General features: G+C 54.3%; 19 protein-coding genes and 5 tRNA genes. 9 read left to right on the top strand and 15 right to left on the bottom strand.

Annotated elements, in window-relative coordinates; translation table 11 throughout:
* Nucleotides 1–39: 39 nt before the first annotated feature.
* The 15 genes from rplJ to alr all read right to left on the bottom strand — a co-directional run bounded on the left by rplJ (nt 40) and on the right by alr (nt 8,693).
* Nucleotides 40–534, bottom strand: a complete 495-nt coding sequence (rplJ, locus tag L1F30_RS14855) for a 50S ribosomal protein L10 (RefSeq protein WP_253357318.1) — start codon at nt 532–534, stop codon at nt 40–42.
* Nucleotides 535–773: 239 nt separating this feature from the next.
* Nucleotides 774–1,469 carry a 50S ribosomal protein L1 gene (gene rplA, locus L1F30_RS14860; RefSeq protein ID WP_253357320.1) on the bottom strand — a complete coding sequence of 232 codons (696 nt, stop codon included), beginning with the start codon at nt 1,467–1,469 and terminating at the stop codon, nt 774–776.
* Between the two features lies 1 nt (nt 1,470).
* Complete coding sequence (gene rplK, locus L1F30_RS14865) at nt 1,471–1,902, bottom strand: 50S ribosomal protein L11 (RefSeq protein WP_253357322.1); 432 nt, start codon at nt 1,900–1,902, stop codon at nt 1,471–1,473.
* 158 nt (nt 1,903–2,060) lie between these two features.
* The gene (gene nusG / locus L1F30_RS14870; protein WP_253357324.1) at nt 2,061–2,594 is read right to left on the bottom strand and encodes a transcription termination/antitermination protein NusG; all 534 of its coding nucleotides are present in this window, start codon (nt 2,592–2,594) and stop codon (nt 2,061–2,063) included.
* Nucleotides 2,595–2,610: 16 nt separating this feature from the next.
* The gene (gene secE / locus L1F30_RS14875) at nt 2,611–2,979 is read right to left on the bottom strand and encodes a preprotein translocase subunit SecE (RefSeq protein ID WP_253357326.1); all 369 of its coding nucleotides are present in this window, start codon (nt 2,977–2,979) and stop codon (nt 2,611–2,613) included.
* A 33-nt stretch (nt 2,980–3,012) separates the two neighbouring features.
* Nucleotides 3,013–3,088 (bottom strand) — tRNA-Trp (locus L1F30_RS14880).
* A 59-nt stretch (nt 3,089–3,147) separates the two neighbouring features.
* On the bottom strand, nt 3,148–4,341 hold the full coding sequence (gene tuf, locus L1F30_RS14885; RefSeq protein ID WP_253357306.1) for an elongation factor Tu: 1,194 nt from the start codon (nt 4,339–4,341) through the stop codon (nt 3,148–3,150).
* A gap of 85 nt (nt 4,342–4,426) precedes the next feature.
* Nucleotides 4,427–4,502 (bottom strand) — tRNA-Thr (locus L1F30_RS14890).
* Between the two features lie 29 nt (nt 4,503–4,531).
* A tRNA-Gly gene (locus L1F30_RS14895) sits at nt 4,532–4,605 on the bottom strand.
* A 243-nt stretch (nt 4,606–4,848) separates the two neighbouring features.
* Nucleotides 4,849–4,932: transfer RNA gene (locus L1F30_RS14900), tRNA-Tyr, on the bottom strand.
* Between the two features lie 93 nt (nt 4,933–5,025).
* Nucleotides 5,026–5,101, bottom strand: a tRNA-Thr gene (locus tag L1F30_RS14905).
* A 56-nt stretch (nt 5,102–5,157) separates the two neighbouring features.
* The gene (locus L1F30_RS14910; RefSeq protein WP_253357328.1) at nt 5,158–5,856 is read right to left on the bottom strand and encodes a hypothetical protein; all 699 of its coding nucleotides are present in this window, start codon (nt 5,854–5,856) and stop codon (nt 5,158–5,160) included.
* 43 nt (nt 5,857–5,899) lie between these two features.
* Nucleotides 5,900–6,607: a type III pantothenate kinase gene (locus L1F30_RS14915; protein WP_253357330.1), complete on the bottom strand. Its 708-nt coding sequence runs from the start codon at nt 6,605–6,607 to the stop codon at nt 5,900–5,902.
* On the bottom strand, nt 6,604–7,587 hold the full coding sequence (birA, locus tag L1F30_RS14920) for a bifunctional biotin--[acetyl-CoA-carboxylase] ligase/biotin operon repressor BirA (RefSeq protein WP_253357333.1): 984 nt from the start codon (nt 7,585–7,587) through the stop codon (nt 6,604–6,606). Before birA ends, L1F30_RS14915 begins: the two co-directional genes overlap by 4 nt.
* Entirely contained in the window at nt 7,584–8,693 is a 1,110-nt protein-coding gene (gene alr / locus L1F30_RS14925; protein ID WP_253357335.1) for an alanine racemase, read from the bottom strand. Before alr ends, birA begins: the two co-directional genes overlap by 4 nt.
* Nucleotides 8,694–8,880: 187 nt before the next feature.
* Here alr and L1F30_RS14930 point away from each other — a divergent pair, with 187 nt between their 5' ends.
* The 9 genes from L1F30_RS14930 (at nt 8,881) to L1F30_RS14965 (ending at nt 23,281) form a co-directional block, all read left to right on the top strand.
* A complete protein-coding gene (locus L1F30_RS14930) occupies nt 8,881–9,381 on the top strand; it encodes a hypothetical protein (protein WP_253357337.1) in 501 nt (166 codons plus the stop codon).
* Nucleotides 9,382–9,642: 261 nt separating this feature from the next.
* Nucleotides 9,643–10,911, top strand: coding sequence for an integrase family protein (locus L1F30_RS14935; RefSeq protein WP_253357339.1), 1,269 nt, complete (start codon nt 9,643–9,645; stop codon nt 10,909–10,911).
* Between the two features lie 114 nt (nt 10,912–11,025).
* Nucleotides 11,026–11,778, top strand: a complete 753-nt coding sequence (locus L1F30_RS14940; RefSeq protein ID WP_253357341.1) for a hypothetical protein — start codon at nt 11,026–11,028, stop codon at nt 11,776–11,778.
* Between the two features lie 239 nt (nt 11,779–12,017).
* The gene (locus L1F30_RS17625; RefSeq protein ID WP_371922666.1) at nt 12,018–12,140 is read left to right on the top strand and encodes a helix-turn-helix domain-containing protein; all 123 of its coding nucleotides are present in this window, start codon (nt 12,018–12,020) and stop codon (nt 12,138–12,140) included.
* Complete coding sequence (locus L1F30_RS14945) at nt 12,137–12,655, top strand: hypothetical protein (RefSeq protein WP_253357343.1); 519 nt, start codon at nt 12,137–12,139, stop codon at nt 12,653–12,655. The genes L1F30_RS17625 and L1F30_RS14945 overlap by 4 nt, the downstream gene beginning before the upstream one ends.
* A complete protein-coding gene (locus L1F30_RS14950; protein ID WP_253357345.1) occupies nt 12,646–13,047 on the top strand; it encodes a CHC2 zinc finger domain-containing protein in 402 nt (133 codons plus the stop codon). Before L1F30_RS14945 ends, L1F30_RS14950 begins: the two co-directional genes overlap by 10 nt.
* A complete protein-coding gene (locus L1F30_RS14955) occupies nt 13,044–14,678 on the top strand; it encodes a YfjI family protein (RefSeq protein ID WP_253357347.1) in 1,635 nt (544 codons plus the stop codon). Before L1F30_RS14950 ends, L1F30_RS14955 begins: the two co-directional genes overlap by 4 nt.
* A gap of 582 nt (nt 14,679–15,260) precedes the next feature.
* The gene (locus L1F30_RS14960; protein ID WP_253357349.1) at nt 15,261–20,480 is read left to right on the top strand and encodes a DEAD/DEAH box helicase; all 5,220 of its coding nucleotides are present in this window, start codon (nt 15,261–15,263) and stop codon (nt 20,478–20,480) included.
* Nucleotides 20,477–23,281 carry a helicase-related protein gene (locus L1F30_RS14965; protein WP_253357351.1) on the top strand — a complete coding sequence of 935 codons (2,805 nt, stop codon included), beginning with the start codon at nt 20,477–20,479 and terminating at the stop codon, nt 23,279–23,281. Before L1F30_RS14960 ends, L1F30_RS14965 begins: the two co-directional genes overlap by 4 nt.
* Nucleotides 23,282–23,285 lie beyond the last annotated feature (4 nt).

The following is a 23,285-nucleotide window of genomic DNA, read 5'->3' on the forward strand; positions in this document are numbered from 1 at the left end:
GCGCTCGAAAATGGTTTAAACGGCAAATTAATCCAAAGATTAAGCTGCAGATTGCTCTTTCTGGTCGCGAATGGCCGCAATAGTGCGAACCAGTTTGCCAGCGGCTGCTTCTTTCATCACGCTCATCAGCTTCGCGATAGCTTCGTCGTATGTTGGCAGGCTTGCCAATAATCCGACATCTACCACTTTGCCTTCGAAAGCAGCTGACTTAAGCTCCAGCTTGTCGTCACTCTTAGCGAAATCACGCAGGATACGCGCACCGGCGCCTGGGTGTTCGTTAGAGAATGCGATCAAGGTCGGACCAACAAAAGCGTCAGTCAGACATGCGTAGTCAGTGCCCTCTACTGCGCGGCGAGCCAGTGTATTACGTACAACGCGGAGCCATACGCCGTTATCACGGGCTTCTTTGCGCAGCGCTGTCATGCTGGACACGGTTACACCGCGTGCATCAGCAACAACAGCAGACAGAGCGCTCTTAGCAGCTTCCTGGACCTCAGCGACAATCGCTTTTTTGTCTTCGAGTCCTAGTGCCACGATCTTCTCCTGGATTTGATTAGCTGTGCTAATCGTTAACAAATCAGCCGTACTACCACATAGCTTTACGGCCGCATTTCCGGTGTATCAAATCCAGCTAAATACTGAATTGGGCCACCATCTGCGTAGGCAGCATCGCCATTACTTTTGATGCCATTAGAGGCACTGCCGAAGCAGCGCCCACCTACGGTCTTTGACAGACCGGCCGAAGCCGGCCCCCAAAGTTTGTGCTGCCGGACTTAGATGTCCAGCGAAGACTGATCAACCACAATACCTGGGCCCATAGTGGTGCTCAGAGTAATGCGCTTGAGGTAAACGCCTTTTGAAGAAGCAGGCTTGGCGCGCTTGAGGTCGCCTACCAGTGCTTCCAAGTTTTCTTTCAGTGCCTTCTCTTCGAAAGACAGCTTGCCGATACCGCCGTGGATGATACCGCCCTTCTCAGCGCGGTAACGAACCTGACCCGCCTTGGCGTTGTTAACAGCAGTTACAACGTCTGGCGTTACGGTGCCGGTTTTAGGGTTTGGCATCAGGCCGCGCGGACCAAGTACCTGGCCAAGCTGACCAACAACGCGCATAGCGGCAGGATCTGCAATCACTACGTCGAAGTCCATCATGCCGCCCTTGATGTGGGCTGCCAGCTCTTCCATACCTACAAATTCTGCACCGGCAGCTTTAGCCGCTTCAGCGTTTGCACCCTGGGTAAACACCGCAACACGCACATCTTTACCATTGCCGTGCGGCAGGGTAGTTGCACCGCGCACAGCCTGGTCGGATTTACGTGGGTCGATGCCAAGGTTAATGGCAACGTCTACAGTTTCAGGGAACTTTACTGAAGAAATTTCTTTCAACAGCGCAACAGCTTCGGAAATACCGTACTGCTTAGCAAAATCTACTTTCTCGCGAATCGCACGCTGACGCTTAGTCAATTTAGCCATGTTATAGACCCTCCACTTCAAGGCCCATAGCACGGGCAGAACCGGCGATTGTACGCAGTGCAGCGTCCATATCAGCAGCGGTCAGGTCGGGGCGCTTCATGTTTACGATTTCTTCCAGCTGCGCACGGGTAACAGTGCCAACTTTCTGAGTGTTTGGACGCGGTGAACCGCTCTTGATGCCCGCAGCTTTCTTTAACAGGTAAGAAGCCGGTGGCGTCTTCATGGTAAAAGTGAAAGAGCGATCGCTGTATACGCTGATTACTACAGGTACAGGTGCGCCGGCTTCCAGCTCTTGGGTCTGTGCGTTGAACGCTTTACAGAACTCCATGATGTTTACACCGTGCTGACCCAAAGCAGGACCAACTGGCGGCGACGGATTCGCTTTACCTGCAGCTACCTGCAGCTTGATGTAAGCATTGATTTTCTTAGCCATGATTTACTCCCATAGTTGGGTTTTAGCGCCTCGAAAAGCCTTTGGCGTGGCCTTTGTCACTGGCTCCCCAGCCGCCGGGCAACAACAAAAAACCCGGAGACACGAAAACCTTCCCGCACCTCGCGATGCAGGAAGGTCATAAATTCTTGAATCTAGACTCAGGTCTTCTCGACCTGGCCAAACTCCAACTCAACCGGTGTTGAGCGACCGAAAATGAGCACTGCTACGCGCAGGCGGCTCTTCTCGTAGTTAACCTCTTCAACAACACCGTTAAAGTCGTTGAAGGGGCCATCGCATACGCGAACCATCTCGCCCGGCTCGAAAATTGTTTTCGGCTTGGGCTTGTCAGCCGAGTCATCCACTCGCTGCAAAATAGCTTGCGCTTCTTTTTCTGTAATCGGGGCCGGCTTATCTGCCTTGCCACCAATAAAGCCCATAACGCGCGGTGTTTCTTTCACCAAGTGCCAGGTGTCGTCGTTCAACTCCATCTGCACAAGCACGTAACCCGGGAAGAATTTACGCTCACTCTTACGCTTTTGGCCGCCGCGCATCTCAACCACTTCTTCAGTGGGAACCAGCACGTCGCCGAACACATCTTGCATTTGATGCAGTTCAATGCGCTCTTTAAGCGAAGCCGCAACTTTCTTTTCAAACCCGGAATAGGCGTGTACTACATACCAGCGCTTAGCCATTGCTCACCCTTATTTATCAGCCGATAATCAGTGATGCCAGCCAACCCAGCACTGTGTCGATCAACCAGAGAATCAGCGCCATTACCAGCACAACTGCCAACACAATCAGTGTTGTCTGATTCGTCTCTTCACGAGTAGGCCATACCACCTTACGCACTTCCACCTGGGCTTCTTTCATCAAACCCCAGAATGCAGCACCTTTTGCAGTATTGACGGCAATAAAGACTGCTACCAAACCGGCAGCCACCATACCCAAAACGCGGTAAAGCAAGGCGACATCCGCAAACTGCGAATTAGCCACAACGCCCGCAGCAACAATGGCAACCACAAGCAACCACTTAATTGCATCGAACCGATAGGCTGGAGCTTCTACTTTAGCGTTCATCAGGGAACTTACCCTTAACTACTCAAATTATAATGGCAGGCCAGGAGGGACTCGAACCCCCAACACCCGGTTTTGGAGACCGGTGCTCTACCAATTGAACTACTGGCCTGTAGTAAAACGTAAAACCACAAAAAGGCCGGAGCCGAGGCTCCGGCCTTGCATCAACGATTACTCGATGATTTTAGCTACAACACCGGCACCAACGGTACGGCCACCTTCGCGGATCGCGAAGCGCAGGCCGTCTTCCATGGCGATTGGTGCAATCAGGGTAACTTCCATCTGCACGTTATCACCCGGCATTACCATCTCAACGCCTTCTGGCAGCTCAACAGCACCGGTAACGTCGGTAGTACGGAAGTAGAACTGTGGACGGTAGCCTTTGAAGAACGGCGTGTGACGACCACCTTCATCTTTAGACAACACGTACACTTCGCCCTGGAACTTGGTGTGCGGCTTGATTGAACCTGGCTTACACAGAACCTGACCACGCTCAACGTCGTCACGCTTGGTACCACGCAGCAGAACACCTACGTTCTCACCGGCACGGCCTTCGTCCAGCAGCTTGCGGAACATCTCAACACCGGTACAGGTGGTTTTGGTGGTGTCGCGGATACCAACGATCTCGATTTCTTCACCAACTTTAACGATACCGCGCTCTACACGACCGGTAACAACAGTACCGCGGCCAGAGATAGAGAACACGTCTTCGATTGGCATCAAGAAGGCACCGTCGATGGCACGCTCGGGCTCAGGGATGTAGGAATCCAGAGTTTCTACCAACTTCTTAACAGCGGTAGTACCCATTTCGTTGTCGTCCTGGCCGTTCAGGGCCATCAACGCAGAACCGATGATGATTGGTGTGTCGTCGCCTGGGAATTCGTACTGGCTCAACAGCTCACGCACTTCCATTTCAACCAGCTCAAGCAGCTCTTCGTCGTCTACCATGTCGGCTTTGTTCAGGAATACCACGATGTAAGGTACACCTACCTGGCGAGACAACAGGATGTGCTCACGGGTTTGTGGCATTGGGCCGTCAGCGGCAGAACATACCAGAATCGCGCCGTCCATTTGGGCAGCACCGGTAATCATGTTCTTAACGTAGTCGGCGTGACCTGGGCAGTCTACGTGTGCGTAGTGACGCTCAGGTGAATCGTATTCTACGTGTGCAGCAGAGATGGTAATGCCGCGCTCACGCTCTTCTGGAGCCGAGTCGATACCGTCAAATGCTACTGCTTCACCGCCCCATACTTCGGCACATACGCGCGTCAGAGCTGCGGTCAGCGTGGTTTTACCGTGGTCAACGTGACCAATGGTGCCCACGTTTACGTGGGGCTTGTTACGTTCAAACTTAGCCTTAGCCATTGCCAACGTCTCCTATATACAGGGGCGAACACATCGTTTCTTCAAACAAAACAAAATCCCGCAAAAGACCGGCCTTTGCGGAAACTGGAGCTCTTGACCGGAGTTGAACCGGTGACCTCACCCTTACCAAGGGTGTGCTCTACCAACTGAGCTACAAGAGCGAAACTTTACAACTTTCCAACACTAAAACTGGAGCGGGCAGCGGGAATCGAACCCGCATCATCAGCTTGGAAGGCTGAGGCTCTACCATTAAACTATGCCCGCATTGACCGACGGACTCTGCACTCACAGCCAATCCGAAAAACCTCGCCACCTGAGTGACGACTGCCAGTCAAAAAGACCTGGGCTTAAAAATGTGCAGGGGGATGGATTATTCCCTACGGTCGCCGCTATCGCGGCGCTCGCCTGCGCTTCGCTGGTCGTCGAACCATCTCTCTGGTTCTCACTCCATCCCCCAACGGGGATTTTTTCCAGCGACTGCCAGACTCAACATCTGGACTTCAATAATGGTGCAGGGGGATGGATTCGAACCATCGAAGCTTTCGCGTCAGATTTACAGTCTGATCCCTTTGGCCACTCGGGAACCCCTGCCAAAAGAGCCGGCAATTCTCCGACTCAAGCCAGCGCTTGTCAACCATTTTTGTGAGTAAATTCACAGGCTTACAGCACGTAGCTTATAGAAAATGGAGCTGGTGAAAGGAGTTGAACCCTCGACCGCCTGATTACAAGTCAGATGCTCTACCAACTGAGCTACACCAGCTAAACACCACCTCAAACACACCTTTTCAGGCCTGCCTGTAATGTGGAGGCGCGATTCTAGTGAAACTTGCCCCCTGACGCAACAGCTGAACATAAATTTTGGCGAATCTCTTGCCCGCCACCCTCAGGCAGCAGCTCAGACCACACGGATTCGCCCACCCGCAACGCCTGGCCGGGGCCCAAAATAAGCCACAGCTCTTTTTGGGTGCGCGGTAACACCTTGATTTCAGCCTCATAACCCAGCTTTACCATTTCAGCACGGCGCGCCTCCGCCAAAGGCTTTTGGGTGAACATGCCAAAGGAGATGCCATTGGCCAGCTCCCCCTTGGGTATTACGTAGCTATCTACCTGCTTGGCGTGCAATTCATGCAGGCGCCTCAGGGCCTGCTCTTGAGAGGGCTCCGGCCTTAAGAAAACCCAATAGGATTCGCCCGAGGTGATCTCTAGCGATTGCAACGTAGATTCCACCCCCAAAGCCCTTAGCCGCTCGCGCACAATCGCCCCGCGATCGGCATCCACAAAAGGGCCGGCGAGCGTGCACACAGGGTCACTCGAGGTGCGCTCAGTACCTACCGATTGCGCCAGTGCGCGGCGCGCGTCTGCGTCCATCTCGTCAAGCAACACCAGCGAGCGCGCCGAGGCACCCGCCGCCGGCGCCGCTGCCACCACTGCGCGGGGTTCATCTGCCGGGCTTAACAGTTGCCAGCCAAACAACAGCACATTCATTACTACCAGCACGATCAAAACCATCCGCATGCGTTGCTTCCTTATGCTTCTACCGCGTTAGGGCATGCCACCGCTAGGGCAGCGCCACCGCCAAACCATCCAATACCAAATCGGGCACATAGTCTGCACCCGCAAAAGCCGCCTGCAAAGCACGGCCATCACCGCCGGTAAACACCAGCTGCGCCCCGGCTGCGAAACGACTTTGCGCCTCTTTTACCAGCCCCACCGCCATGAGCAGTAGCGCACCCGAAACCGCGGCCTCTGTGCTGCTGCCGGGCGACGCAGGCATACCCGCCTGTAAAGACGCCACCTTCACAGCCGCCGTGCCACCGTAAAGCGCCGCGCGCATCATGCCCAAACCCGGGCCGATAAAGCCACCTTCAAATCTGCCGCCTTGCACCACATCCACCGTAAGTGCAGTACCGGCATCCACAATTAACAGAGGCTTGCCAGGCCAATGATGATGAGCCGCGAGCGCCGCCAGCCAGCGATCCACCCCCAGGGTGGAAGGCTTAAGGTAGCCGCACTCAAGGCCGGCGCTGCCACTTTGCACAATGGCACGCTCAACCTCCACACCAAAAGCCGCGCCAAGGGCCGCCTGAAGCTGGGCCGATTTACTGGCCACAGAGGCCAAGCGGATTCGCCGGACACCTTCTTTGGGCAGCGACAATATCTGGCAGCCCGCTGCCTCGAACTCTTGCCAGCTCACAGCGTGAGACTGCACCTGCCCGGCAAGGCGCCATTTGATGCGCGTATTACCGCAATCGACATCCACAATCACTTGCGCGCCCTCACACTCACCTCGCCGCCGTGAAACGCCTGTATACCGCCCTCTGTTTCGAGCAGTAGCGCGCCGCCATCATCCACACCGCGCGCCACACCCGCCACCGACTGACTCACACTCAGCAGTGTCACCGGTGCATCTTTATATACATCGAGCGCTGCCCACTCGGCACGCAAGCCCGCAAAGCCCTTAATTGAGAATTCTGCCAGCACTTGCACCAGCTGGCTTAGCAGCTCAGCCGCCAGGCGCGAGCGCGGCACCTGCACACCCTGCGCCTGCACACTTGTCCAGGGCTGGTCGATACCCGCCGCCTGCTGCCGGCCCATACCCACATTAATGCCAATGCCAATGACCACCTGACACTCGCCGGCCGGGTCGCCCGTCATTTCAAGGAGAATGCCACCAAGCTTGTGGCCATTCACCAGTAAATCGTTGGGCCACTTAAGCCCCACGCCGGGCAAGCCGAGCGCCGTGAGCGCGCGTGCACAAGCAACACCCACCGCGAGGCTCAGCCCGCTCAAAGACGCCGCACCGCCGGCAAAACGCCACACCAAAGACAAATAGATATTGGCACCGAATGGGCTCACCCACTGGCGCCCGCGACGACCTCGGCCGGCGCTTTGCTGCTCAACCAACACCGCAAGGCCGTGCACCTGCCCTTGGGCTGCTGCACGCATGGCATAGGCATTGGTGGAATCGATTTGCAGCGCCAGATCAAGCGTCACCTGTTTGCGCGCCGCCTCCGACATAGCTGCACGAATGGCCGGTTCAGCCAATAGATCGAGGGGCGTCGCGAGCCTGTAGCCACGCCCCTTTACCGACTCCACCGCCAGGCCAAAGGCCTCAAGCTTCTGCAGCTGCTTCCATACCGCCGCGCGCGACACCCCCAGCAATGTGCCCAGCACTTCGCCTGAATGAAACTCACCATCGGCAAGGGCCACCAGCAATGACCCAAGGTTACTCAGGTCGCCCGTCATAGACTGCGCTCGCCATTTAAATAGCAGCGCTCGTAGCGCGCCCCCAAGCTGGTGAGCACCTCATACCCGATGGACCCCATGGCGCGCGCCATGGCATCTACATCAAGCTCGGCATTCAACACCTCTATAGCGGCCTCACCTACGGGTGGCAACGCGGGCACATCGCTGACATCAAACACCAGCGTATCCATCGCCACGCGCCCCACCAGCGGCACGCGGCAGCCGGCCAGCATACCCTGCCCACGGCTGCTCAAACTTCTGTGCAGGCCATCGGCATAACCGCCGGCCACCACCGCCAACTGCCGCCCTTTCTGAACCCGGGCCGTTGCGCTGTAACCCACCGACACATCGGCACCCAGCGTGCGATATTGCAGCACCGGCAGCGCCAGACGCACCACCGGCTCCTGCGGGTTGGGCTGGCCGGGCGTTGGGTTGACACCGTAAAGCGCAGCCCCCGGGCGCACACATTGCTGGTGCCACGCAGGCCCCAAAAAAATACCCGCCGAGTTGCTGAGGCTCGCCAGCGCCTGCGGCCACACCTTGCGCGCCGCACTTAAGCCCCGCTCAAACGCCTGCAGCTGGGCCAGATTCTGTGGATGCTCTGGCTCGTCGGCAGAGGCCAAATGGCTCATGAAAATTTGCACCGGCAAGTTACGCGCCGCAGGCGAACCAAGAAACGCCAGCAACTCCTGCTCATCCAACCCCAAGCGGGTCATGCCGGTGTTGAGTTTCAGCGCGCAAGGTGCGGGCTCGGCGCCACATGCTGCCAACCAGCGCTCTATGGCCTCCATTGAGAACAGGCTCGGCCACAGGCGCGCAGCCACAAAGCGCGGTTCGGCACCGGGGCGCACACCACCCAGCACCACAACATCCGGCACATCGCCAAGGCAGCCTCTAAGCGCCTCACCTTCGGCCAGGGTGGCCACAAAAAACAACTCACAACCGGCCGCACGCAGCGCGCGAGCCACCGGCTCAACACCCAAGCCGTAAGCGTTGGCCTTCACTACCGCCGCGCAGCGAGCGGGCGCCACTCGATCACGCAAGCGTGTCCAATTTCGCACAATGGCCTGTACATCTATGGTCAAAAGACCGTCTGGCTGACTCATACCCTCTCCTTACAAGCCGCCAAGTTTACGCACTCGGCCCCCAAGACGATAGTCACCGGCCCCCGGGTGGGGTAGGCACACACCTATAGTAGAAGCACCACTGAGAATGAAAGCGTATAAACACGGCACCACGCCCGCCGCCAAGGCACACTAAAATGAGTAGGCCAACGCGCTTACAGGCCCCACCATGCAAAATCACCGCAAACTCGGCGAGCTTCTGCTCGACCGCAAACTGATTACACAGCAACAGCTGGCCGACGCCATAAGCGAGCAGCAACGGCATGCCAAGCCACTGGGGGAGATTCTACTGGAGCGCAAAATCATCAGCGCCCGCCAACTCTCGCGCACACTGAAATGGCAAGCGCTCTTGCGCGCCGCCATGCTGGTAAGCAGTTTCGGCCTTGCAGCAAGCCCCTGCCAAGCCTCGGAGGCCCAACGCATTACCCAACAATTGGTGGGAGATTTAGGCAGCGCAGCCCAGCTGCGCGCCCGCAACGATCGCCCACAACAGGCTGGCAACACAGAGCCCGAATGGCTTCGCAACCTGCGCGCAGGCCCTACAGCCCCCATCGTCACCCTGCTTTCGGGGCGTTACGCAGGCGGCGTGAAAACCAGCATGAAAGGCTTGCGCTACAAAGCCGACTGGTCTGACAGCAGTGTAAAGCTTGAGCTGCGCTACCAGTTTTAGCCAAAAGCGTAAGCACAACGAAAAAAGGCCTGCAGTTACCTGCAGGCCTTTTCGAATATGGTAGCTAGAGGCGGACTTGAACCGCCGACCCCAGCATTATGAGTTTGCTCCTGGCGGTTTTCCGTAATTCTCCCATCTTCACTAAAAGTCTATTTTCTGCTTTAATTTCAGCAAGTTATGTACACTCTTCATCACGCTCACTTTTTGAGCTTCACGCCACCCGGTGACCCATGGGTGACCCAGAGCCGACCCCAGCATCCTATGACAGACAAAAAAATTCGCTTCACTAAGCAGGTCCTTGAGAACCTAACCTCTCCAGAAAAGGGACGTGTTGATTACTACGATACCGGGGTTACGGGATTGCAAATTCGTATATCCAGTAGCGGTCGGAAAACTTTCGCCTTAAGGAAAAAGGTCAATGGCAGAGCCGTCAGGGTCACGCTCGGTGACTTTCCGGCCATGACCATTGACCAGGCCCGAAGGCTTTGCGCTCACGAAGTGGTTGGGATGTTTGAAGGTATCAACCCCAATGTAGCCAAGCGCGCTGAACGCGTTAAAGGCGTCACCCTGTCAGAGTGCTTGGATGATTACCTCAGCACCCGCGCAGGCCTGGCTGACAACACGGCCAAAACCTATCGACAGTCTGTAGAGAAGCATCTAGCAGACTGGCTAAACCGCCCACTGAAAGACATCACACGAGATATGGTATCTCAGCGCCATAAGCGCATTGCACAACAATGGCCGGTAGCGGCAAACAACGTCATGCGGCACCTGCGAGCGCTGTTCAATTTTGCGGCTGGTCAATATGAGGACGTGGCGGGCCAAGCAATCTTCACTGACAACCCCATTAAGCGCATATCCCACAACCGGCAGTGGACACCTGAGAAGCGCCGACAAAGGATTATTAAAACTGGCGAATTGCCTGGCTGGTTTCAGGGAGTGCAGGAGCTAAGACAGGAAGTGTTGGGGGATATGAACGAACCCGCCTATGTTGTGGCGGACTACTTAGAGTTCATATTACTGACTGGTCTACGCCGTGACGACGCCCTCTGCCTGCGCTGGGACCAAATTGAACTGGATACAGCAACTATGCACCCGGTGATCCATAAAAAGCAAAAGGAGGTGATTCCTCTCCCCCTTTCACACTACACGCTTGAACTGCTAAAGCGCCGACACCAGCAAAAGGTCAACGAATACGTCTTTCCCGGGCGCTATGGCATTGGTCGATTTGACGACCCCAAGAAAGCCATCGCAAAGGTAGTAGAGGCCACAGGGATACAGTTTAGCTCTCATGACCTACGGCGGACCTTCATCACAGTCGCCGGCAGCCTGGACCTCTCCGGCTACGTAGTGAAAAGGCTGTGCACACACTCGATCAGCGGAGATGTCACAGGCGGTTATATCATTTTTGATGCTGAACGGCTGCGTGAGCCTGCGCAGCGCGTTGAAGACGCCATTTTGAAACGGGCATGCATCCAAGAAACTGGCGCGATTATCAAATTACCTATCATGCATCATCAGGATGCATGATCAAACACCACACTAATTTTCACTACAAGAACGTATATGACCAGGAAATTTAGAGACCCACGTAAATTCTATTCCCTCGCAGAAGCCGCAATACTACTTACAGAGAAGCTAGAGATGGAATACACCGTAAAAATAGTTGCACAGCTTTGCAATGAGGAAGAAATTCCTATCTATTGGTATTTCACCAGCCCACAGTGGGCGGAAACTGTCAAATTACATCAAATACCTACACCCACTGAAACCGGGAACAATCAAGGTGTAAAGCAGTTTTTAGAAATCCAAAATATCTATGGTGACGTTAGCAATAACCCTGATACGCAGTTAGAGGGCTATAAATATCAGATAGCACTTAAATACAGCCAACGATTTAGGGAGTACTTGGCCTATTTGGCCACAGGTATTCCTGCAAAGGATGCAATTGATGGAATGATAGTCAAGGATGATCAGGGGAGCTTGTATAGGCCTGTAATACAACACTGCCAAAGAGATGGAGACCACTGGATTCCAGCAGGTTTTGTAGATGCTGAAGAGCGCTTCGTTATTCGAGCTGAAGATCTAGATGATTTTGTACAAAAAGCGCTCAAGGAACAACCTTCTGATATAACGAACGACAGTCCAACTTTATTAGCTCATCCAGTCAGCGATACAGCACACGCTTACTATGCTCCCGATCTACATATAGCTCTTAATCTGTGGGACAGCTGCTACAGGCAAGGCACAGCGGATCTCAGCCTAACGCATACAAAAATTGCCCAAATGTGGTTAAAAAACAACCATCCCAATCTGTCCGAAACCACCACTAAGCGCATTACTCTCATCACCACACCAGCCCAAAGAAAAAATGATGGTAGGTTCAAAGAGAAATAGCGGTGATACCTAAAATATTTTTTCCCTTCAAAACCGGGCTGCAGCCCTCGTAAATCAACGGTGACACCGTAGCGGTGATACCTACTTCGTTAGGTATCACCGCTAGACAGACACCGCACTTCATTCCGTATCTTTGTGGCTCCCAATGACTCAAGGAGCCTCGCATGGCTACATCGCAACACCCGCAACTACAAACCACAGATCAGGCGGCGCACTTCGTTCAGATCGGTCCGCGCACCATGGAAAACTGGCGCTGCCAAGGCCGAGGACCACGCTACGTGAAAGTCGGCCGCTATGTGCGATATAGAACGAGTGACCTGCTCGAATGGTTAGAAAGGCGAACTACAGGAGGCGATCTATGAACACCTCGCCCAATCGATCGAAAAACAACCAAAAAGCGATTTTTTCAATAACCTTTAGCCAAGAGGAAAATAACATGGTGCATTTAGAAGTAACCATTTACAAACCAAAGCCGGCCCATCGTAACACCAAAGCCGTTGATCACCGCCAAGCGACTTGCCCCAAGCCAACCATCGACCTTAGCTTGGCAAAGCCACCAATAATATTTCGTGTGCTTGATCACTTGCTAAAACATCAGATCTTGGTTGATAGCGAAATGGAAAGACTATTTCAAAACAAGAACATCCGTCACGCCTTAAATAGACTGATTGGTCGCCATGGCTTAAACATTGCAAAACTTTGGACGCCACACTTTATTGATGCATCAACCAAAAAATGCGGAATACTCATCTATCGCCTCGAGTACGGGTCATATGATCGGGCAAGAATGGTTCACGATCATATGAAACACCGCTACTTGGATTACATTTTTCGCCGGGTTAACGACCAGATGGGAGTAAATCCAACATGCCACTAGTAGGCATACTAAACCTACTTAAAAAGGTGCGCCCCTCGGGGCGCAATCGATGGATGGCCTGCTGCCCAGCCCATGAAGATAACTCACCAAGTTTGTCCATAGCAGTAGGTGGAAACGAAAAAATACTGCTTCATTGTTTTGCGGGATGTCAACTTGCAGACATAACTGAAGCAATTGGACTTTCAGTCAGTGACCTTTTCCCCAAAATCACTAACGATCTTGAGTTTAGCAACCGGTTCAAGCATGCCTCGAATTTGGCCAATCAGGCTGAGCTCGATGCACTGACATTAATAATCGCCAAAAACGAACTCATGGCCGGTAGAGCACTTAGCGCCGAAGACCAAAAAACTGTGACGCAGGCCATCGATAGACTAGGGAATGCAATTTTATGAACCCCATTCCAGCAAATGAACTCGAAAGAATAGTAACTGGGCTAAATATCAGCGCGGCGAGCGCAAAAAAAGCTGCTTACATAAACGCACTGGATCGATCTGAAACCAATATTAGCGGCTCGATTCCGGAAACTGATCCCTTGCGACCATGGCCGAGGCCAAAACCGCTGGTTTCAAAGCTTACTGCAGAACCCTACCCCATCAATGCGTTACCTAAAATTATCCGCGATGCGGTTGAAGAAGTGTCCAACTTTGTAAAGGCACCCAATGCGCTCGTTGCTGGATCGGCACTATCGGCAATATCCCTTGCCGGTCAATCAATCGCCGAAGTTAAACGTGCAGAGCGGCTTGAAGGGCCCACCAGCCTGTATCTTTTAACCATTGCAGATTCTGGAGAGCGGAAATCTACATGCGATGGGTTCTTCACCCAGGCTATCCGAAACTATGAACGGCAGCAGACCGAAGCGGTTAAGCCCCAGCAAAAGCACTACCAAGCGTCCATCGATGCCTGGGAAGCTAAGCACGCCGGTATTAAGGAGAAAATTAGACAACAGGCTAAAAACGACAAACCCACTGATGACCTGTCTGCCAAGCTATTAGATCTGGAAACACAAAAGCCGACCCCGCCTCTACAACCCAGGCTTTTATATGCAGACGCAACGCCCGAAGCATTAGCCCACAACCTAGCCAACGGCTGGCCCTCTGGTGGAGTTTTTTCGGCCGAGGCGGGCGCTGTATTTGGCTCGCACGGCATGAGCAAAGATTCTGCCATGCGCAATTTGGCACTTTTAAACGTACTTTGGGACGGCGGAGCGCTGCAAATTGACCGTCGAACCGGCGACTCATACAGAATCGATAAAGCCTGGTTAACGGTGGCTCTCCAGGTTCAAGAATCCACCCTTCGCAGTTTTTTTGACAGGACAGGGGACCTAGCGCGCGGCACCGGATTTCTCGCACGATTTCTAATCGCCTGGCCTGAGTCCACTCAAGGCAAACGTCAGTTCTCGGAAGCCCCAAAAGAATGGCCTGCGCTAGATAGATTCAATGACCGCATAATCGAACTACTGGGACAAGTTAGAAATTCCATTGAAGATCAGCCTGAGGCGCCGGATATACTCACCTTATCGCCAGAAGCAAAAGCAGCCTGGGTAGACTATTACAACTCTGTGGAAGGTCAGCTCATGTCTGGCGGACAGCTCTACGATATACGTGATGTTGCCAGCAAGTCTGCCGATAACGTTGCAAGACTTGCGGCACTCTTTCATCTATTTGAACAAGGAATAGGCCCTATAGGAAAGCGGGCAGTAGAAAGCGCAATACCCATCGCCACATGGCATCTCAATGAGTCACGGCGGTTCTTCAGTGAAATTTCACTATCGGCAGAACTAACCCGGGCATGCAAGTTAGATTGCTGGCTTATAGACTATTTTGGATCTCAGCACACTGCAGAGATTTCAGCACGTGAGGCACAACGCCACGGCCCAGCATCCACAAGAACAAAGGAAGGATTGCTACAAGCGCTCGCCGTTCTCGAGGACCTAGACAGGGTAAGAGTGCTCAGCAATGGCCGGAAAAAAGCGATAACGATCAATCCTGCATTACTACCCACAAGGCGCGAGGCGGGACACTAACTGCCGCACAAAGACATAAGCGTGTGCCATTGACAGTTGTGATTACTGCGACAATTTGAACAATCAATGTCACAGCTGTCACAACTGTCAATGTCAACCAACTACACAGAAGTGAGATCTACCACCTACTCATTACCATCCCTTCCCACAGTACGCGTGCCAAGCCTTTCGTATTCCCCCCAATAGATTCAGGCTACCTGCTGCCAGCGGCGCCAGTATTCACGCCCGACTTTTTGAGACAGCCCGATGTGGAACTGAATGAGTGACAAAGATTCGTAAACCCAGCATGATCCTGACTTCTGAGCAAAAAACAACCAGCTAGCCCCGTGTATCTAAACGCTGGCACTAGAATCGGTACCGCATCCCTAGCCCAATTGGTTAAATGATGATCAGGGTGTATTTGCACGGGTAACCCCTCTATTGCGTGTAGACTTGTACTTAAGTACGATCAATAAGCGCTAACGGGCTGAAAAATAAGGAAATTTGCCTAGATTGAAATTAGGTGTAATAACTTGCCCGTGGTTCGGTTAATGCGGCCCCTTCCGTTGTCGCACATAATGATCACTGCCCGGATGCAACAGCATGGACGTTTTCGAATATCGTGATGCGGTTATACGTGACTACCGCGCATTCACTACCAGCTTTGCAAAAATCAAAGCACCAGACATCAAGCAGTACGTAGATGGGCTTTACGAGTCGGGTCAATATTGGCCTGCACCGCTGATCCAATTGAACCCGCAGTTTGTGCAGGGGGGCAATGTGGAGCAGTTGGTAGCCGACGGGGTCCTGCAAAAAGAGTGCGCCAATATATTCCGCTTCGGACGTGAACAGGGCGGCGCGGGCATACCGGCACAGCTGCACAAGCACCAGCAAGATGCCATCCATATTGCCCAGCGCGGCCAAAGCTATGTGTTAACCACCGGTACCGGCTCGGGTAAGTCGCTGAGTTACATTCTGCCCATTGTAGATAGCGTTCTGAAACAAAAGGCCCGATGCACCAAAGCAAGCATCAAAGCAATTATTATTTATCCAATGAACGCGCTGGTGAATTCTCAACGCGAAGAGCTGGAAAAATTTCTCGGCCATTATGGGCAAGACAAGCCCGTGACCTTTGGCCGGTATACAGGCCAGGAATCCTCAGAAGAGCGCCATGCAATGGCGGCCAATCCGCCAGACATTATCCTCACTAACTTTATGATGCTCGAACTGCTGATGACCCGGCAGGACGAGATAGACCGCAAGGTCATGGCCGCCGCCCAGGGCCTGCAATTTCTGGTACTGGATGAGCTGCATACCTACCGTGGGCGCCAGGGTGCCGATGTGGCCATGCTGGTGCGCCGCGTGCGTGAAGCGCTGAACGAAAACGTCTTGTGCATTGGCACCTCGGCCACCATGGCCAGCGACGGCAATCTGGCCGCCCGCAATGAAGCCGTGGCCAAGGTAGCCTCCAAACTTTTTGGTGCCCAGGTCAGTCCCGAAAATATTGTTACCGAAACTCTGCAGCGCCAAACGCCCCATGCCAAAAAGCCTGAGGGTGCAGCGTTGGCTGGCGCACTTAGCGCACCACTGCCAGACGGTAGTGATTTTAAAACCATGCGCGAGCACCCACTCTCAGCTTGGATTGAGCTGACCCTGGGCTTGCGCTGGGAAGAGGATCGCTGGGTACGCGCAAAGCCCCAGGCGCTGCGCTGGGCAGCTGAGCAATTGGCGCAAGATACGAGCCTCACCATTGATCAATGTGAAGCTGTTTTACGACAGTTTTTGTTAACGGCCTACCAAACTCGTGATGGCAATGGCAAACCGCTGTTTGCGTTCCGTTTGCATCAGTTTATTTCGGGGGCGAGCAACGTCTATTCCACTCTGGCTCCGGCGGGCCAACGAACCTTTGATGTAACTGGCCAACAATTTTTACCCGGACAACGAGAATACCGGTTTTACAGCCTTCACTTTTGCCGTCAATGTGGTCAGGACTATCACCCCGTCTGGTCTGAGACCGAAAATGGCCAGGAGCAGCTGGTACCTCGCGATATGGATGATCGCGATAATACCGATGATGGCGAGGAAGGTAGCGCCCAGTGGGGATTTTTTTGCTTCGATACCCAGCAACAGTGGAGCGATGACGACCCTGCCAACTATCCGGAAAATTGGCTTGAACAGAAAGGCGACGAGCTCCGACTCAAAAGCAATTACCGGAAATATAAGCCGGTCCGTACTTATGTATTGCCCACCGGTGCAAAAAGTCACGAAGGCCAACACGGTTGGTTTATACCAGGCAGTTTCCGCTTCTGCTTAAGCTGTGGTATTGCACATGCCGCTCGTGGGCGCGATGCCACACGCCTGACGGGTTTGAGTGGAGAAGGCCGCTCATCGGCCACCACGGTATTATCCATTTCTGCTCTCCGTTACATGTTAGAGCGCGACAGCGAGCTGGCCGACGATGCAAAAAAATTGCTCGGCTTTACCGATAACCGCCAAGATGCCTCTTTGCAAGCAGGCCACTTTAACGACTTTATTCAAATTCTATTGCTGCGCGCGAGTCTTTTGGCGGCAGTGAAGGGAAGTCCAGCGGGCTACCTGACCGATTCCAATTTGGCGCAAGCTGTTTTTGACTCCCTGGGCTTTAACACCAGTGGCGAAGATTATCTCGAAAACCCAGACGCCCGAGGGCCGGGCCGCCGAAAGGCCGAAGAAGCCGCCCGCAATATGCTCGCCTACCGTTTGTATTTTGATTTGCGGCGTGGCTGGCGCTTTAACAACCCCAACTTAGAACAGCTGGGGCTATTACATATTGATTATGAAGGGCTCGAAGAGCTGGCCGCCGATGAGGCAGTCTGGCAATCCGTGCCCATGACCGTGCTGCAGCAAGTGCAACCTGCCAGCCGTTTGCGCGCGCTCAGGGCTATATTGGATGTAATGCGCCGCAGTCTCTGCATCAAGAGCCGGTTCTTAGATCCAATTCAGCAAGAACAACTCAAAAGCCAGAGTTACACATACCTGAAAGAACCTTGGGGATTTACCGAAGAAGAACAGCTGCAACCTAGCAACGCGCTAATCCTTACCAGCTTGCCGCAGGGTCGCAACGACAGTTTGGTCACTGCCTCCAGTCGTTCGGCCCTGGGCAACATATTAAAGCGGGCATCCATTTGGGGTGATGACCTCAGCCTCATTGGCAGAATTAACGACGAAAGTTATCCGGATCTCATTGTCAGTCTCATGCAGGCCCTGACGGATTATGGTTTGGTCGAAGCGCAAGAAACCGATGCCAAAACGCCGGGCTATCAATTGCTTGGCGAATTTTTACAGTGGTTGCCCGGAGAAGGGTCACCCGAGGTAGACCCTACCAACCCCTACAGTGCCGACAACGCCTATTTTAAAAACTTGTATGAAACCGTGGCGGTTTTATTGCAAAGTGGCCAGCGCACATTGTTCGATTTGGAAGCGCGAGAACACACCGCACAGGTGGATGTAAATGACCGCGAAGAGCGCGAACACCTGTTCCGCAAGGCAGAGTTAAAAACACTGTTTTGTTCGCCCACTATGGAGCTAGGCGTGGACATTGCCTCTCTCAATACGGTGTATATGCGCAATGTTCCCCCCACACCGGCGAACTATGCGCAGCGCTCGGGGCGAGCTGGTCGTTCAGGGCAGCCTGCGTTGGTGATTACCTATTGCGCAGCCCTCAGCCCGCACGACCAGTACTTTTTTACCGATCCGGTGCGCATGGTACACGGCCATGTAAGTCCTCCCACCCTGGATCTGGCCAATGAAGAATTGGTAGCCAGCCACCTGCATGCAGTATGGCTAAATGAAACCCGTAAAGCGCTACCCAAAACCGTCAATGATATGCTCAATATGAACGAGCCAACCGTAATGCCGTTGCTGGCGGAGTTTGTTCATCAAATGGATTGCGACAAGGTGCGTGCGGCCAGCGCTGAACGCGGCCTAAACCTGTTGCGAATGTTAACCCCCGAGTTGCCAGAAGCTGAGGGTGTTTGGCTTGCTGAGAATGTGGAGCTGCACCAAGCCACCGCACAATGGTTAGACCGTCGCATAAAAGGCGCGTTTAATGCTTTTAACAATGCATTGGACCGTTGGCGCGATCTATACGCCAGCACTCAAGAACAATTGCAGCGCGCCCACCAGATTATTTCAAACCCGGCCGCGGTCGAAAAAGACCGCCGTGCGGCAGAGCGTCGCTACAGCGAAGCCAAAACCCAAATGAACCTGCTGCTGAACAGTGGTGTGGAATTAAGTTCCGATTTTTCCACCTACCGTTACCTGGCAAGCCAGGGCTTTTTGCCGGGGTACAATTTTCCCCGATTGCCGTTAATGGCCTACATCCAGGGCCGCCGAGGCCATGTAGGGCGCGATAGCTTCTTGGCCCGCCCGCGCTTTTTGGCCATTTCGGAATTTGGACCATTGAGTTTGATATATCACGAAGGCAGCCAGTACCGGGTCAACAAAGTCATGCTGGGCCTACGAGGCTCTGATGAAGAACAGCAAGGCCTGCCCAAAGCCGAGGCGCGTTTATGTCCGGTATGCGGTTACGGCCACTTTGGTGACCAACTAGAAAACGAGTTGTGTGTGGCATGCAAGGCACCCATTGCCGGCGGCAAGCGCATCGACAATCTATACCGCATTGAAAACGTCAGCACTAAGCGCGTGCTGCGGATTACCTGTGACGAAGAAGAGCGCATGCGTCAGGGCTATGACATGCAAACTACAGTGCAATATGCATTGGTAGACGGGCAGTTGCGGGTGGTGCAAGGCAGTGTAGAAGCAGACGGTGAATCGATGTTAACGCTGCACTATGCCCCAGCAGCCACTGTCTGGCGTATGAATCTAGGTTGGCGCCGGCGCAAAGAAGAATCCATCTACGGCTTTAATATCGACAGCGTATCGGGCTATTGGAGCAAAGATGACCAGGCCCCAAAAGACCAAGAAGATGACCTAGCGAAAGTGGAGCGCAATATTGAGCGCATTACCCCCTTCGTGGAAGACCGTCGAAATGTTCTGATCCTTCGACCGGCCGTAGCTCTGGCTGAAGAGCAAATTGTCACCCTACAATACGCGCTCAAACGCGGCATTGAAGAGGAGTTTCAGATAGAGGAGTCTGAGCTTATTTCTGAACCTTTGCCTTCGCGCCAGGATCGCAATGCCATCTTGTTTTATGAGGCAGCCGAAGGCGGTGCGGGTGTACTCACACGGCTCACCACCGATGCCGGTGCCATTGCCCGCATTGCCCGTCGTGCCTTAGAAATCTGCCATTTTAGTAGTGCCGATGACTGGGCGAACCATAATGATGAGCACACCGGTTGCGAAGCTGGTTGTTACCGCTGCTTGCTCAGTTACTACAACCAGATGGAGCACAAGCTCATCGACCGCAAAGAGCCAAAGGTGGTTGAGGTACTGAAAAAACTCACCCGCGCCGAACTCAAAACCGCCGTTGGCGGTCGCAAACCCAGCGATCATCTGGCGCATTTGCAAGGGCTTGCCAGCAGCAGCCTCGAGCAAGCCTTTCTTACCTTTCTGCAAAAGGGGCATTGCCGCCTGCCCGATGACGCACAAGTGACTATTGAACAATTCAATACCCGGCCCGACTTTGTCTATCGCGATCATCAAGCGGTGATTTACATTGATGGCCCCCACCATGAACACCCTGGCCAACAAAAAATTGATGCCGCAATAACGGAACAGCTGGAAAGTAAAGGCCTCACCGTGATCCGCTTTCCCAAAGAACAAAATACCTGGCCAGACATCCTAGGCCGGTACCCCGATATTTTTGGAGCTTATAAGCCATGAGTGCGCAGTTTTCCCCTGGGTCTATCGTGCGGGCGCGCCGCCGTGAATGGGTGGTGTTGCCCCAAAGCACAGAACACAACTTGTACCTGCGCCCCCTGGGCAGTGGCGAAGACATGCCCACCCTGGTGGTGCCGGCCCTGGAGCGTGAGCCCGTCACCGCCGCCAGCTTTCCGTCTCCCACAGTAGAGCAAATCGGCACCCAAACCGCGGGCCTGTTATTGCGCGATGCGCTCATGCTCAAGCTTCGCGCCGGTGCCGGCCCTTTCCGCAGTTTTGGCAATATTGCCGTTGAGCCCCGCGCTTACCAGTTGGTGCCACTGATGATGGCGCTCAAGCAGGAAGTGGTGCGCCTGCTCATTGCCGACGACGTGGGTATTGGTAAAACCATTGAGGCGGGTCTTATTGCCCGCGAGCTCATGGATCGGGGCGAGATCAATGCACTCACTGTGCTTTGCCCACCGCATTTGTGTGAACAATGGCAAGAAGAACTCCAAAATCGTTTTCATATTGATGCCGTGGTGGTGCGTTCCGCCACCGCCAACCGCTTAGAACGCGGCATTCCCGCCGGCGGCTCCATTTTTACCGAATACCCCTTTACCGTGGTGTCGCTGGATTTCATTAAAAGTAAAACCCGGCGTGATGCCTTTGCCGAACAGTGCCCGGATTTTGTGATTGTGGACGAGGCCCACACCTGCTCTCGCACCGGCCAAGGCCGCCAGCAGCGTTATGAATTGTTGCGCGATTTAGCCGCCAAAGCCGAGCGCCATTTGGTGATGCTCACCGCCACACCGCACAGTGGCGATGAAGAGGCTTTTTACAATTTGCTGGCACTGTTAAGCCCGGATTTTGCCCAGCTTAAAAATGAAACCCGCACCGATCACCCCCTGCGGGCCAAACTCGCCAACCACTTTGTGCAACGCCGCCGGCAAGACATTGACGAATGGAAAGAGGGCAGTCTCTTTCCAGATCGCGAAGTGGCTGAGGCCCCCTACAAGCTCACCGGTGATTGGAACGGTATTTTTCAGGAGGTGCTCGATTACGCCCGCGAGTTGGTGGAGCGCGAAACCGAAAGCCGTTACCAGATGCGCATGAACTGGTGGGCAGCCCTGGCGCTGTTGCGCTGTATTTCATCATCACCCCAGGCCGCCGTGCGCGCACTCGGCCGCCGGCTTGATAACGCGCAAGAAACCAGTGATGACGATGCTGAGGAGCTCGACGCCCAAGGCCTGGCCTCCGTGCTCGATGGCACCGCCGACGAACTGGTATTGGATGACGTAGAACCCGGCGCTGCTCAACAACAAGACATTGAACGCCTTACCCAACTCATTGCCCGCGCCGAAAAATTATCCGGCAGCGCCGACCCGAAATTGCAAACCCTGGTGCAGGCTCTAAAACCGCTCATTCAGCAGGGCTTTCACCCGGTGGTGTTCTGCCGCTATATCGCCACCGCCGATTATCTGGCCGCTGAACTCGCTAAAGTATTTACCGACCGCGAAGTGGTCAGCATCACCGGTGAGCTGGCACCCAGCGAGCGGGAGGCGCGCATTGCTGCCTTAAAAGACGCAGACAAAGCCCCGCTCTTAGTCGCCACCGATTGCCTGTCGGAAGGTATCAACCTGCAAGACCAATTCACCGCCGTAGTGCACTACGACTTAAGCTGGAACCCTACCCGCCACGAGCAGCGCGAAGGCCGGGTAGACCGCTTTGGCCAGCGCGCACCCAAAGTGAAAGCACTCATGCTCTATGGCGAAGATAACCCCATCGATGGCGCGGTGTTACAGGTCATCCTGCGCAAGGCCGAAAACATCCGCAAAGCCCTGGGTGTCTCGGTGCCTATGCCCGAAGACGACGACCGGGTGATGAATGCCATTTTAAATACCGTGTTGCTGCGCCGCGATGCCACCAGCGGCCCCACTGGCGATTTATTTGCCGAGCAGCAAATGCTTGAAGCGCTCGACGTGAAGTGGGAATCGGCCCGTGAAAAGGCCAAGAAAAACCAAACGCTGTTTGCCCAAGGCAGGCTCAAGCCCGAGCAGGTCATGCCCGAATGGCAAAAAGCCTTTGCCGTACTGGGTACGGAAGAAGACGTTAAACGCTTTGTGCTGGCCGCCTGCGAGCGCCTCGGTGCACCGCTAGACCCGCAACGCCACGGCGGCTACCGCGCACCCCTTGGCCATTTGCCCAAAGAACTGGTGGAGCGCCTGGAGCGGCTGGATTTACTGCACATCAAGCGTGTGGATTTTCACTACCCCACCGCCGAGCGCTGCGAATTTTTACACCGCACCCATCCGTTGGTGGGCCAATTGGCCGATTATCTGGCCGAGCTCGCCATGGCCGGCAAAGCCAACGACAAAATTGCCCGCGCCGGCGCGCTCTTTACCCAGGCCGTGCAAACCAAAACCACCATCTACCTGCTGCGCCTGCGCTCGCGCCTCACCATTACCCGCACCCACCAGGCGCGCGATTTATTGGCCGAGGAAGCCCTGGCGCTGGCAGTAGAAAGCGGCGGTGCCAACCGGTTGCTGCCCAAAGAGCAAGCCTTGGCGCTCATGCAATCGGCGGTATCCAAAGAACTGCCACTAGAGCGCCGCACCCGCGAATTACAGCAAGCGCTCGATGCACTGCCCGCACTCATGCCTCAATTTGAACAGCTGGCGGATGACCGCGCCCAAAGCCTCCTGGCCGATCACCGCCGCGTGCGTGAGGCGGCCGGCAGCCGTGGCAGCTACAGCGTCTCGCCCCAATTGCCCGTGGATGTCATGGGCGTGTATGTACTCGTGCCCGATGTGGCCTTGTTTTAAGGGC

It is taken from the genome of Simiduia sp. 21SJ11W-1 (genome assembly GCF_024138675.1).
GTDB lineage: Bacteria > Pseudomonadota > Gammaproteobacteria > Pseudomonadales > Cellvibrionaceae > Simiduia.

Bases quoted from the DNA above. Each gene is read 5' to 3' on its own strand.
- L1F30_RS14940 (WP_253357341.1), top strand. From the start codon at position 11,026: ATGGAATACACCGTAAAAATAGTTGCACAGCTTTGCAATGAGGAAGAA.
- alr (WP_253357335.1), bottom strand. From the start codon at position 8,693: ATGAGTCAGCCAGACGGTCTTTTGACCATAGATGTACAGGCCATTGTG.
- tuf (WP_253357306.1), bottom strand. From the start codon at position 4,341: ATGGCTAAGGCTAAGTTTGAACGTAACAAGCCCCACGTAAACGTGGGC.
- L1F30_RS14955 (WP_253357347.1), top strand. From the start codon at position 13,044: ATGAACCCCATTCCAGCAAATGAACTCGAAAGAATAGTAACTGGGCTA.
- L1F30_RS14945 (WP_253357343.1), top strand. From the start codon at position 12,137: ATGAACACCTCGCCCAATCGATCGAAAAACAACCAAAAAGCGATTTTT.
- secE (WP_253357326.1), bottom strand. From the start codon at position 2,979: ATGAACGCTAAAGTAGAAGCTCCAGCCTATCGGTTCGATGCAATTAAG.
- L1F30_RS14930 (WP_253357337.1), top strand. From the start codon at position 8,881: ATGCAAAATCACCGCAAACTCGGCGAGCTTCTGCTCGACCGCAAACTG.
- L1F30_RS14910 (WP_253357328.1), bottom strand. From the start codon at position 5,856: ATGCGGATGGTTTTGATCGTGCTGGTAGTAATGAATGTGCTGTTGTTT.
- L1F30_RS14965 (WP_253357351.1), top strand. From the start codon at position 20,477: ATGAGTGCGCAGTTTTCCCCTGGGTCTATCGTGCGGGCGCGCCGCCGT.
- L1F30_RS14960 (WP_253357349.1), top strand. From the start codon at position 15,261: ATGGACGTTTTCGAATATCGTGATGCGGTTATACGTGACTACCGCGCA.
- rplK (WP_253357322.1), bottom strand. From the start codon at position 1,902: ATGGCTAAGAAAATCAATGCTTACATCAAGCTGCAGGTAGCTGCAGGT.
- L1F30_RS14935 (WP_253357339.1), top strand. From the start codon at position 9,643: ATGACAGACAAAAAAATTCGCTTCACTAAGCAGGTCCTTGAGAACCTA.
- birA (WP_253357333.1), bottom strand. From the start codon at position 7,587: ATGACGGGCGACCTGAGTAACCTTGGGTCATTGCTGGTGGCCCTTGCC.
- rplA (WP_253357320.1), bottom strand. From the start codon at position 1,469: ATGGCTAAATTGACTAAGCGTCAGCGTGCGATTCGCGAGAAAGTAGAT.
- L1F30_RS14950 (WP_253357345.1), top strand. From the start codon at position 12,646: ATGCCACTAGTAGGCATACTAAACCTACTTAAAAAGGTGCGCCCCTCG.
- L1F30_RS17625 (WP_371922666.1), top strand. From the start codon at position 12,018: ATGGAAAACTGGCGCTGCCAAGGCCGAGGACCACGCTACGTGAAAGTC.
- nusG (WP_253357324.1), bottom strand. From the start codon at position 2,594: ATGGCTAAGCGCTGGTATGTAGTACACGCCTATTCCGGGTTTGAAAAG.